Source organism: Streptomyces sp. C10-9-1, assembly GCF_024497955.1.
GTDB classification, from domain to species: Bacteria; Actinomycetota; Actinomycetes; order Streptomycetales; family Streptomycetaceae; genus Streptomyces; species Streptomyces sanyensis.
This window is the reverse complement of the sequence record NZ_JANHKP010000004.1, coordinates 296,342-307,893: the sequence shown is the minus strand read 5'-3', so window position 1 is coordinate 307,893 and position 11,552 is coordinate 296,342. Positions and strand designations below refer to the sequence as shown.

The window sequence follows — 11,552 nt, the reverse complement described above, 5'->3', positions numbered from 1 at the left end:
CCCCGTCGCCCGCACCGAGGGCGGCGCCCGCCGCGCACCGCGCCGCGTGACGGTGCGGGAAACGCGGGCGAAAGGCGGCGGCAGGGGCCAACTCCGATGGGTGTGACCCGCGTTGCACCTGCAATTCGGGGGTGCCTGCTGTCATGACCACTCGGTAGAGTGGCGGCGTAGAGCGCTGTGAACGGGGAGGCATGGATGGCTCTGGACGACGGGACGGGACGACCGGTCATACCGGAGGTGCTGGGGGTGGTGCCCCTCGTGGGCCCCGCTCTCTCGGCGGTCAAACTGGTCACCGAGCTGGAGTCGATGACCACCTTCAAACGGGAGATCGACAAGCTGCTCGTCGAGCTGGAGGGCTCCGAGGCGGCGCCCGAGAAGGTCGGGGCCGGCCGCATCGAGCCGGGCCAGCTCGGCAGCACCGCCTTCGGTGAGAGCGCCTATCTCTACAGCGTCTACGCCAGCGTCCACGACCAGGTGGAGAAGCTCTCCAAGATCCTCGCCCTCCAGGTCGACGGCCTCAGCATCGCCGTCTCGGCCTCGCAGGTCGGTTACGAGAACATCGACCAGGGGGTCCGCGATCGGATGCTCCAGCTGGCGCAGGAGCTGAGGCCGGAGGGCTCGCAGGACGGCGCCCGCCCGGCCGCCGACGGCGGGCCGCAGGCGCCCGGCGGCGGGACGGCCGGGGGCGACAATCAACACAGCTTCTGAAGACTGGGGGACAGCAGGATGGTGACCGTCCATGACTGACGGTGTGAAGGACCCCGGGTCGATCCCCGGGCCCCGGACCACGGACTTCGAGGCGCAGACGCACGACGCGCTGCTGGCGATGATCAAGGGAGCGAACTCCGAGTCCGCGGCCCAGCTCGCCCAGCGGCTGTCCAAGGCGTCCAGCGTCATCACCCGGGTGGGCGAGGGAATGAAGGCCCACATGACGCGCGTCGTGTGGCAGGGCGAGGGTGGCGAGTCCTTCCGGGACTGGGGCCACAAGGCCGTCATGGCCACCCTGGAGCTGGGCGGCTACACGCAGAACGCCGCCCAGGTCTTCGAGGAGGTCGCCACGGCCCTCGCGCACGCCAAGGCCGCGGTGCCGCCGCGCGACGGTGCGGCCGAGGCGCGCGAGGCGAGCGCCCGCGAGCTGCTGCACGCCGCCAGGAAGGACCCGGGGTCGGGCAACGCCGAGGTCGACGCTCTGAAGATGCTCACGGGGGCGCAGACCGCCCAGGAGCACCGCCGCCTCGAAGCGGCGGACCAACTGCGCAAGCTGGGCCAGACGTACACCCACTCCGGTCAGCGCATCCAGTCGATGCCGCTGCCGGAGTTCCCGCCGCCTCCGGGGGAGTTCGTGCCTCCGGAGACTGCACGCGTAGATGGCGAGGAGCGATTCGGTGTGGCCCAGGCGCCATCTGGTTCTTCTGCTCTTCGATCTGCCTCGGCCTCCGTCGGGGAGACGGAGCTAGGGTCTGCTGGTGCAGCGTCCGGCACTTCAACCGCACCGAGATCCGGTTCTCCCGCCGAGCGCCTGGTGGAGGCGCCGTCCGTCTCCACCCGTCTCGACAGCGTCGGGACGCTTCCGCCCCCGACGACCGCGGGGCCGGGTCCTGCACCGGCGCCCGGCCCGTCCCCTGTCCGGAGCGAGGGTTTCCCGCCCCTGCTGGGAGGGGCTCCTCCACTGACCGCCGGGCCCGTCGGGGGTCCGGCGCAGGGACGCGCATCGGCTTCGGGCCGAAGCCTCCCGGGCACCGGTCAGCTCTACGGCGGCACCGGTCGGCCGACGGGTGGGACGCCGGGCATCGTGGGCGGGCGCCCCATGCCCCCTGCCCCGGGGCGGGCTGCCGGGAGCATCCCGCGCGGCCTGGTCGTCGGGGGCGAGCAGCAGGCGATGGGCCGTGCCCCCCTCGGGCAGGGCGCCGCAGGGGCGGGCGGACGCGCAGCCGCCTCACCCGCCGCCACAGGCTCCGGCGGCCGCCGCTTGGCGGGCGAGACCGGCGGGGTCATGGGCGGTCGCCCGTCTCAGCCGGGAGCCGCCGTCGGGCGGACCGCCGGCGCTACGGGCACCGGTCCGTCCCGCACCTCCTCGACCGGCAACGCCCGCCCGAGTGCCGGAGCGGGAGCGGTACCGCCTCGGGGGCGGAAGAACGAGCGCACCGAGGAGCAGGACAAGCGGAAGCGTCCCGACTACCTGACCGAGGACGAGGAGACGTGGCTGAGCGACAACCGTCGCGTCGTGCCTCCGGTCATCGACTAAGACACCGTCCACAGAGGGAAATGAACGATGCTCATCGGCAGCAACCGATCGGTCAGGCGCTGGCGTGCCGTCTCGGCGGCGCTGGGGTTGCTGCTGGTGGGCATCGCCGCCACCCCGGCGCAGGCCGAGACGGTGCGGGAGATGCAGTGGCATCTCGACGCTATGGACGCGGACGAGATGTGGAAGGTCAGCACGGGCAAGGGTGTCACCGTAGCCGTCATTGACGGGGGTGTTGACGACACGCTGCCTGACCTCAAGGGGCAGGTGCTGCCCGGGCTTGATTTGTCGAAGGAAGCACCGGGAGACGAGACCCACGACTATGACGGCCATGGCACGAAGATGGCCGTCATGATTGCTGGAACCGGAGCCAAGTCAGGAGGGCAAGGTTCATTCGGACTTGCTCCAGATTCCAAGATCCTCCCAATCAGGCTTCCTCTGCTGGATGAGGGCACGAAGCTGGCATGGAACCCAAAGTTCTGGAACGGATCCCTCGGCAAGGGAATCCGCTACGCGGTTGACTCCGGAGCTAAGGTGATCAACATTTCGCAGGCCGTGGCAGAGCCGTCTGAGGAAGTAGCAGATTCTGTCAAGTACGCCTTGGGGAAGGGTGCTCTGATCTTCGCTGGCGTGGGAAATGACGGCGATACTCACAACACTCTCAAGTATCCGGCGGGAACGCCCGGTGTGGTCGGGGTGTCTGCCGTCGATGAGAACGGCACTGTTACGGCTGAGTCGCAGAGTGGGCCACAAGTGGATCTTGCGGCGCCTGGCGAAAAGATTGTGTCTGCGTGCCCGGGCGGCACGGAGCTGTGTCGGAGCCACGGCACCAGCGACGCCACCGCCCTCGCGTCCGCCTCCGCCGCGCTGATCTGGTCGAAGTACCCGGAGTGGACGAACAACCAGGTCCTGCGCGTCATGATCAACACCGCGGGCAAGGCCAAGAACGGCATGGAGCGGACCGACCGGGGCGGTTACGGGGTCGTGCGGCCGCGGATCGCGTTGAAGACGCCGGGTGATCCGGGTCCGGCCGATGTGTATCCGCTTCCGGACCTGGCGGAGGCCGAGGCGTCTGCGGAGCCGGACCCCGAGCCGTCCGCTGCTCCGGACCCGGCGGCCGGGGGAGACGAGAGCGGTCCCGGCCAGGCGGCCGCGGATCCGCAGGACGAGGACGGGGGGAGCGGTCCGTGGATCGCTCTGGGCGTCGGTGCCGCTGTGGTCCTGGCGGGTGCGGTGGCCGCGGTCGTGGTGCGCCGGCGCCGCGCTGCGCCGGGGCCCCAGCCGGTGGGCGCACCGGCCTACCCGCCGCAGGCGGCACCTCCGTCCCAGGCGCCCCCGTCGCACGGGCAGGCTCCCCAGGGCTACCTTCAGCCTCCCGCCGGACGCTTCGGCCCGCCGTCCGACCCGCCTCCGCCGAGCCGGGACCCCGGCCGCTGAGCACCGCTGCCCGCACCCGAACGGTGCGGGCAGCGTCATTCCCGGGAGCGTTCCCCGGCTCGGGACGGGCAGGACGTCCGGGGCTTCCGGCGCGAGGCCGGATCGGGGCTGCCGCGCCGGAGTCCTCCGGCAGGCGGACGCCTCCCGGCGCCCGCCGGGTCGCCTTCGGCGTCCTTCGCCGCGGGCGTGCCCGCCCAGAGGGCGGACCTACGACCAAGGGCCCGGTCGGAGCGCGACCAGCGACAGGGGCCTTTACCTGATGCGCCCCTTACTCTGAGGGGCATGACCGCCGCCGAACCGCGCGACCGCGACGCCCCGACGCAGATATCCACCGCCCTCACGGAGCCGCTCGCCGAGCCGTCGCACCTGCCCTCCCCCTCCCCAGGCCCTGCCGGGGAACCGGTCCGGGAGAAGGCCACCGGGGTGCTCGGCGCCGACTACCGGGCGCTGAGCGTCGGCATCGTCTCCGTCGTCTTCCTGATCGCCTTCGAGGCGACCGCCGTCGGCACGGCGATGCCGGTCGCCGCCCGCGAGCTGCACGGCATCCCGCTCTACGCCTTCGCCTTCTCCGCCTACTTCACGACCAGCCTCTTCGGCATGGTCGTCTCGGGTCAGTGGGCGGACCGCCGGGGGCCGCTCGGGGCGCTCGCCTGCGGTATGACCGCCTGGGCCGCGGGCCTGGCGCTCTCCGGGACGGCGTCGGTGATGTGGGTCTTCGTCATCGGGCGCGCGGTGCAGGGACTGGGCGGCGGTCTCGTCATCGTCGCCCTGTACGTGGTCGTCAGCCGCGCCTACCCCTCCCACCTCCAGCCCGCGATCATGGCGGCCTTCGCGGCGAGCTGGGTGATCCCCTCCGTCGTCGGCCCGCTCGCGGCCGGCACGGTCGCGGAGCAGCTCGGCTGGCGGTGGGTCTTCCTCGGCATCCCCGCGCTCGTCGCCGTGCCGCTCGCCCTGGCGCTCCCCGCGATCCGCCGCCGTGCCGCCGGGCCCGCCGACCCCGGGGCTCCCGTCCCCTCCTTCGACCGGCGTCGCATCCGCCTCGCCCTCGGGATCTCCCTCGGCGCGGGGCTGCTCCAGTACGCCGGTCAGGAGCTGCGCTGGCTCTCCGTCCTGCCCGCCGCCGCGGGTGCGGCCCTGCTGGTGCCCTCGGTGCTGGGGGTCCTGCCCCGAGGCACCTACCGGGCGGTCCGGGGGCTGCCCTCCGTGGTGCTGCTGCGGGGGATCGCCGCGGGGTCCTTCATCGCGGCGGAGTCCTTCGTCCCGCTGATGCTGGTCACCCAGCGGGGGCTCTCGCCGACCCTGGCGGGCCTGTCGCTCGCGGTGGGCGGGGCGACCTGGGCCCTGGGGTCCTTCGTGCAGTCCCGGCCGCCCGCCGAGCCGCACCGGGAGCGTCTCGCCGTCCTCGGCATGCTGCTGGTCGCCGCGGCGATCGCCACCGCGCCGACGGTGCTGGTGCAGGCGGTCCCGGTGTGGATCGTGGCGGTGGCCTGGGGGTTCGGCTGCTTCGGCATGGGACTGGTCATCGGGTCGACCAGCGTGCTGCTGCTCAAGCTGTCCGCGCCGGAGGAGGCGGGCACGAACTCGGCCGCGCTGCAGATATCCGACGCCCTCTCCAACGTCCTGCTTCTCGCCGCGGGAGGCGCCGCCTTCGCCGCGCTCGGCGGGGGCGCCGCGGGGGCCGCCCACGGTGCGGTGGCGTCCGGTGCGGCGGGGTCCCAGCCCTCGGCGTTCGCCGCGGTGTTCCTGCCGATGGCGGGCGTGGCGCTGCTGGGCGCGTGGGTGGCGACCCGGCTGCGGGTGGCGGAGCCCGGCCGGGTGTGACGCGTCGCGACGGGGCGCCGGGGACCCGGCCCCTGCGCTCCGGACGCCTCGCCGGGCCCCCGAACGGCCCTGTCCCGTCCGCCGGATGTGACTCCCGTCCCAGTGGCCGGCGCGGGCCGCCGTCAGCCGGTCACCCGCTCCGGCCCCCGGTAGGGTGGCCCGGTTGCCGTACGCGGCGGCCCGGCCCCGAGCCGCGCCGGCCGGGGCGGCGGCCGTGCCCCAGTACGCCGAGAGCAACTGAACCGGAGACCGTGACTACTACCGCCTCCCACCACCTCTCACCCGCCTTCCCCGGCCGGGCCCCCTGGGGCACCGCCAGCAAGCTGCGCGCCTGGCAGCAGGGCGCCATGGACAGGTACGTCCAGGACCAGCCGCGGGACTTCCTCGCGGTGGCCACCCCGGGCGCCGGCAAGACCACCTTCGCCCTCACCCTCGCCTCCTGGCTGCTGCACCACCACGTGGTGCAGCAGATCACCGTCGTCGCCCCCACCGAGCACCTGAAGAAGCAGTGGGCGGCCGCCGCGGCGCGGATAGGCATCAAGCTGGACCCGGAGTACAGCGCGGGGCCGCTGAGCAAGGAGTACCAGGGCGTCGCGGTGACGTACGCGGGCGTCGGCGTCCGCCCGATGCTGCACCGCAACCGCTGCGAGCAGCGCAAGACGCTGGTGATCCTCGACGAGATCCACCACGCGGGCGACTCCAAGTCCTGGGGCGAGGCGTGCCTGGAGGCCTTCGAGCCGGCGGCCCGCCGCCTGGCGCTCACGGGCACGCCCTTCCGCTCGGACACCAACCCGATCCCCTTCGTCACCTACGAGGAGGGCACCGACGGGATCCGCCGCTCCTCCGCCGACTACACCTACGGCTACGGAAACGCCCTGGGCGACGGCGTCGTCCGCCCGGTGATCTTCCTCAGCTACAGCGGCAACATGCGCTGGCGCACCAAGGCGGGCGACGAGGTGGCCGCCCGGCTGGGCGAGCCCATGACCAAGGACGCGGTCTCCCAGGCGTGGCGGACGGCGCTCGACCCTCGCGGCGAGTGGATGCCCAACGTGCTGCGCGCCGCGGACCAGCGGCTCACCGAGGTCCGCAAGGGCATCCCGGACGCAGGCGGCCTCGTCATCGCCTCCGACCAGGACTCGGCCCGCGCCTACGCCAAGCTCATCCGGGAGATCACGGGGACCAAGGCCACTCTCGTCCTCTCGGACGAGGCCGCGGCCTCCCAGCGGATCGAGGACTTCAGCGGCAGCGAGGACCGCTGGATGGTCGCCGTCCGCATGGTGTCCGAGGGCGTCGACGTGCCGCGGCTCGCCGTCGGCGTCTACGCCACGACCATCTCGACCCCGCTGTTCTTCGCCCAGGCCGTCGGCCGCTTCGTGCGCTCCCGCCGCCGCGGCGAGACGGCGTCCGTGTTCCTCCCGACCATTCCGGACCTGCTCGGCTTCGCAGGCGAAATGGAGGTCGAGCGCGACCACGCGCTGGACAAGCCGAAGAAGGACGGCGAGGAGGACCCGTACGCGGAGTCCGAGAAGGAGATGGCCGAGGCCGAGAAGCAGCAGGACGAGGACACCGGCGAGCAGGACATGCTGCCCTTCGAGGCACTGGAGTCGGACGCCGTCTTCGACCGGGTGCTGTACGACGGTGCCGAGTTCGGGATGCAGGCCCACCCCGGCAGCGAGGAGGAGCAGGACTACCTCGGCATCCCCGGACTGCTGGAGCCGGACCAGGTGCAACTGCTCCTCCAGAAGCGGCAGGCGCGGCAGATCGCCCACAGCCGCAGGAAGCCCGACGACGAGGCCGACCTGCTGGAGCTGCCCGCCGAACGCCGGCCGGTGGTCTCCCACAAGGAACTGCTCGAACTGCGCAAGCAGCTCAACACCATGGTCGGCGCGTACGTCCACCAGAGCGGGAAGCCGCACGGGGTGATCCACACCGAGCTGCGCCGGGTGTGCGGCGGCCCGCCGAGCGCGGAGGCGACTGCGGGGCAGATCCGCGAGCGGATCAAGAAGGTGCAGGAGTGGGCCACGCGGATGCGCTGACGCGCCTCCGCCCCGCCCGCACGCCCCTTCCGGCCGCACGCCCCTGAGCCGGGCCGACCAGGCCCGGTCCGGCGCCCCAGGCCCGGTCCGGCGCCCCGGGAGCGCACCGTGGTCGCCGGGGCGCCGCCCGCCACGTCCCGCCCGTCCCGCCCGTCCGGTTCGGACCGGTTCGCCCTCTCGCCGGCTCCCGGCTCACGGATCCGTCGACGGCGAGGGCGCGCACCGCCCGTCCCGCGCTCCCCGGCGCTCCCCGGCGCGCCCCTTCGCGCGCTCTCGCGCGGGCCCGGGCGGGCGCACGAACGCGGGCCCGGGCGGGCGCACGAACGCGGGCCCGGGCGGGCGCACGAAGCGGGACCAACGCCGCAGCTCGGGAAGAAGATCGCCCGGATTCTGGACGAGGTCTTCCGCTGAGCGGTGCCGCTCGCTACTGTCCCGGCAAACACACGCCCCGTGGCAGCGCCGCCGCGGAGCGCAGTCGGTGTGCCATGGCCTGCCGGCGGCCTCTGGGTGCGTCGCCGAAGGGACCGGTGCCGCCGATCCCGTGGGGGGACCGCCGTCACTCACTCCGAAGGAGGGGGCGTCGTGACCGCGGAAACCTCTCAGACGCTCGACCGGGGACTGCGTGTCCTCAAGCTGCTCGCCGATACCGACCACGGGCTGACCGTGACCGAGCTGTCCAACCGGCTCGGGGTCAACCGCACGGTCGTCTACCGCCTGCTCGCCACCCTGGAGCAGCACGCCCTGGTCCGCCGGGACCTGGGCGGCCGGGCCCGCGTCGGGCTCGGCGTGCTGCGCCTCGGGCGGCAGGTCCACCCGCTGGTGCGCGAGGCGGCGATGCCCGCCCTGCGCTCGCTCGCGGAGGACATAGGGGCCACGGCCCATCTGACCCTCGTCGACGGGGCCGAGGCTCTGGCCGTCGCCGTCGTCGAGCCCACCTGGACCGACTACCACGTCGCCTACCGTGCCGGGTTCCGGCACCCCCTGGACCGCGGCGCGGCGGGCAAGGCGATACTCGCCGCCCGCCAGACCGCGCACGCCGAACCGGGCTACACCCTCACGGCCGGCGAGCTGGAGGCGGGCGCCTGCGGGGCCGCCGCCGCGCTGGTCGGGGTGAGCGGCATCGAGGGCAGCGTGGGCGTCGTGATGCTCGCCGACGCCGTGCCCGAGCGCGTCGGGCCCCGGGTCCTGGACGCGGCACGCGAGGTCGCGGACGCCCTGCGCTGACGGACGCCCCGCGGCGGCGCGCGGGCCCCCGGGCCCGCGCACCGGGGTGCACGGGCCCGGGGGCGGGCGCCCCGCCGCCGCCGTGCCGCCCGGTCCGGGGCACCCGGCCCCGCGCGACGGCCGTGGTGGATGTCCGGGTGCGCCCGGATAGATTGTCGGGGTGTTCTCCAGCCTCGCGCACAGCCGCGCCCGCGTCGCCGCCCTCTGCGCCCTGCCCGTCGCCGGGCTGATCGCCGTCGCCGGGTTCGCACCCCTGCCGTTCGTCGTGGCGCAGCCGGGCATGACCGCGAACGTGCTGGGGGAGGACCAGGGGCGCCAGATCATCACCATCACCGGCGCGCCCACCCGCCCCACCGGCGGGGAACTGCGCATGACCACGATCGTGGCCACGGGCCCGTCGGCCGAGGTCGGGCTCGGCGACGTGGTGGACGCGTGGTTCCGGACGGACCGGGCCGTGCTGCCCCGCGACGCCGTCTACCCGGCGGGGAAGTCCGTCGAGGAGGTCGAGCGCCGCAACACGCGGGCGATGGAGGACTCGCAGGACGACGCCACCGCCGCCGCCCTGGCCTACCTCGGCGAGGACCCCGAGGACATCGAGGTGACCCTGCACCTCGCCGACGTCGGCGGACCGAGCGCGGGCCTGCTGTTCTCCCTCGGCATCGTCGACAAGCTCGACGGCGACGGCGAGGGCGGTGACCTGACCGGCGGACGGACCGTCGCCGGCACGGGCACCATCGCCGAGGACGGCACCGTGGGCCCGGTCGGCGGCGTCTCCCTGAAGACCCAGGCGGCCCGGCGGGACGGGGCCACCGTCTTCCTGGTGCCGCGGGCGGAGTGCGGCGAGGCGCGGGCCGAACTCCCCTCGGGCCTGCGCCTGATCCCGGTCACCACCCTCGACGGGGCCGTCGACTCCCTCCGTGCCCTGGAAAGCGGCGGGGACGTCCCCTCCTGCTGATGCCCCGCTCCTGCTGAGGCCCCCCTCCTGCTGAGGCCCCGCGGGGCGGGCCCGCCGGTCAGCTTCCCGCGGCCTGCTCCACCAGCGGGATGATCCGCAGCGGCACCGGGTTCTCCATCACGATCGCCGTCGAGGCGCGCACGATCCCCTCGTAGCCGACGACCCGGTCGATCACCCGCTGGAGGTCCGCGTTGGAGCGGGCGACCAGCCGGCAGAGCATGTCGCCGTGACCCGTCGTGGTGTGCAGCTCCAGCACCTCGGGGACGGAGGCCAGGTGGTTGCGCACCTCCGCCCCCTGTCCCTGCTTGATCTCCAGCGTCGCGAACGCGGTCACCGGGTAGCCCAGCGCCGCCGGGTCCACGTCCGGGCCGAAGCCGCGGATGACCCCGCCCGACTGGAGCCGGTCCATCCGCGCCTGGACCGTGCCGCGGGCCACGCCGAGGCGCCGCGACGCCTCCAGGACCCCTATCCGCGGTTCGCGTGCCAGCAGCACGATGAGCCGCCCGTCCAGATGATCGATCGCCATGGCCTCTCCTCGATGGTCATCCTGTACACAAAGACCGGTCCCACTCGCGAATCGCTGTGCAGATTGCCCAGCATCCACGAGAACTATTGCGCACCTTGCGGAGCAGGGGGAGCCTGCTGCCATGACTGAGACCACGCATCACACCCCGGACACCGCGCGTGAGGCCGACCCCTTCCCGGTGAAGGGCATGGACGCGGTCGTCTTCGCCGTGGGCAACGCCAAGCAGGCGGCGCACTACTACTCGACGGCCTTCGGCATGAAGCTCGTGGCGTACTCCGGACCGGAGAACGGCAGCCGTGAGACCGCGAGCTACGTGCTCACCAACGGCTCGGCCCGCTTCGTCCTCACCTCGGTGATCAAGGCGTCCACCGACCGGGGGCGCTTCCTCGCCGAGCACGTCGCCGCCCACGGCGACGGTGTCGTGGACCTCGCGATCGAGGTGCCGGACGCCCGCGCGGCCTACGCCTACGCCGTCGAGCAGGGCGCCACCGGCATCACCGAGCCGCACGAGGTCGCGGACGAGCACGGCGTCGTCGTCCTCGCCGCGATCGCCACCTACGGCAAGACCCGCCACACGCTGGTCGAGCGCAAGGGCTACCAGGGCCCCTACCTGCCCGGCTACGTGGCCGCCGACCCCATGGTCGAGCCGCCGGCCAAGCGCACCTTCCAGGCGATCGACCACTGCGTGGGCAACGTCGAGCTCGGCCGGATGAACGAGTGGGTGGCGTTCTACAACAAGGTCATGGGCTTCACCAACATGAAGGAGTTCGTCGGCGACGACATCGCCACCGAGTACTCCGCCCTCATGTCGAAGGTCGTCGCCGACGGCACCCTGAAGGTGAAGTTCCCGATCAACGAGCCGGCGATCGCGAAGAAGAAGTCGCAGATCGACGAGTACCTGGAGTTCTACGGCGGCGCCGGTGTGCAGCACATCGCCCTCGCCACCAACGACATCGTCGCCACCGTCCGCTCGATGCGCGCGGCGGGCGTGCAGTTCCTCGACACCCCGGACTCGTACTACGACACCCTCGGCGAGTGGGCCGGCGAGACCCGGGTGCCGGTCGAGACGCTGCGCGAGCTGAAGATCCTGGTCGACCGCGACGAGGACGGCTACCTGCTGCAGATCTTCACCAAGCCGGTCCAGGACCGCCCGACCGTGTTCTTCGAGATGATCGAGCGCCACGGCTCCATGGGCTTCGGCAAGGGCAACTTCAAGGCCCTCTTCGAGGCCATCGAGCGCGAGCAGGCCAAGCGCGGCAACCTCTGACCGGTCCTGCGCGACCGGTCGGGGCCGGGGAGCACCCGGCCCGC

9 protein-coding genes are annotated in these 11,552 nt (G+C 73.2%); 8 read left to right on the top strand and 1 reads right to left on the bottom strand.

The genetic code is table 11. The features are described 5' to 3' along the window. The first annotated feature begins 195 nt into the window (after positions 1–195). The 7 genes from NPS70_RS07850 (at position 196) to NPS70_RS07820 (ending at position 9,715) form a co-directional block, all read left to right on the top strand. Positions 196–708 (top strand): hypothetical protein, encoded by a 513-nt coding sequence (locus NPS70_RS07850; RefSeq protein WP_256523332.1) that lies wholly within the window; start codon positions 196–198, stop codon positions 706–708. 31 nt (positions 709–739) lie between these two features. Further along, the gene (locus NPS70_RS07845) at positions 740–2,245 is read left to right on the top strand and encodes a hypothetical protein (protein ID WP_256523331.1); all 1,506 of its coding nucleotides are present in this window, start codon (positions 740–742) and stop codon (positions 2,243–2,245) included. Between the two features lie 27 nt (positions 2,246–2,272). Continuing rightward, positions 2,273–3,679: a type VII secretion-associated serine protease mycosin gene (gene mycP / locus NPS70_RS07840; RefSeq protein WP_256523330.1), complete on the top strand. Its 1,407-nt coding sequence runs from the start codon at positions 2,273–2,275 to the stop codon at positions 3,677–3,679. A gap of 282 nt (positions 3,680–3,961) precedes the next feature. After that, complete coding sequence (locus NPS70_RS07835; protein WP_256523329.1) at positions 3,962–5,500, top strand: MFS transporter; 1,539 nt, start codon at positions 3,962–3,964, stop codon at positions 5,498–5,500. A 251-nt stretch (positions 5,501–5,751) separates the two neighbouring features. Then, positions 5,752–7,536 carry a DEAD/DEAH box helicase gene (locus NPS70_RS07830; protein ID WP_256523328.1) on the top strand — a complete coding sequence of 595 codons (1,785 nt, stop codon included), beginning with the start codon at positions 5,752–5,754 and terminating at the stop codon, positions 7,534–7,536. Between the two features lie 582 nt (positions 7,537–8,118). Continuing rightward, positions 8,119–8,760: an IclR family transcriptional regulator gene (locus NPS70_RS07825; protein WP_256523327.1), complete on the top strand. Its 642-nt coding sequence runs from the start codon at positions 8,119–8,121 to the stop codon at positions 8,758–8,760. A gap of 160 nt (positions 8,761–8,920) precedes the next feature. After that, positions 8,921–9,715 (top strand): S16 family serine protease, encoded by a 795-nt coding sequence (locus NPS70_RS07820; protein ID WP_256523326.1) that lies wholly within the window; start codon positions 8,921–8,923, stop codon positions 9,713–9,715. Between the two features lie 58 nt (positions 9,716–9,773). Here NPS70_RS07820 and NPS70_RS07815 read toward each other — a convergent pair whose 3' ends face one another. Further along, positions 9,774–10,241: an Lrp/AsnC family transcriptional regulator gene (locus NPS70_RS07815; protein WP_256523325.1), complete on the bottom strand. Its 468-nt coding sequence runs from the start codon at positions 10,239–10,241 to the stop codon at positions 9,774–9,776. Positions 10,242–10,362: 121 nt separating this feature from the next. Here NPS70_RS07815 and hppD point away from each other — a divergent pair, with 121 nt between their 5' ends. After that, positions 10,363–11,508, top strand: a complete 1,146-nt coding sequence (hppD, locus tag NPS70_RS07810; RefSeq protein ID WP_256523324.1) for a 4-hydroxyphenylpyruvate dioxygenase — start codon at positions 10,363–10,365, stop codon at positions 11,506–11,508. Positions 11,509–11,552: the final 44 nt, after the last annotated feature.

Excerpts from the sequence above, each read along its gene's own strand:
- hppD (WP_256523324.1), top strand. The coding sequence starts at position 10,363 with ATGACTGAGACCACGCATCACACCCCGGACACCGCGCGTGAGGCCGAC.
- NPS70_RS07850 (WP_256523332.1), top strand. The coding sequence starts at position 196 with ATGGCTCTGGACGACGGGACGGGACGACCGGTCATACCGGAGGTGCTG.
- NPS70_RS07835 (WP_256523329.1), top strand. The coding sequence starts at position 3,962 with ATGACCGCCGCCGAACCGCGCGACCGCGACGCCCCGACGCAGATATCC.
- mycP (WP_256523330.1), top strand. The coding sequence starts at position 2,273 with ATGCTCATCGGCAGCAACCGATCGGTCAGGCGCTGGCGTGCCGTCTCG.
- NPS70_RS07845 (WP_256523331.1), top strand. The coding sequence starts at position 740 with ATGACTGACGGTGTGAAGGACCCCGGGTCGATCCCCGGGCCCCGGACC.
- NPS70_RS07815 (WP_256523325.1), bottom strand. The coding sequence starts at position 10,241 with ATGGCGATCGATCATCTGGACGGGCGGCTCATCGTGCTGCTGGCACGC.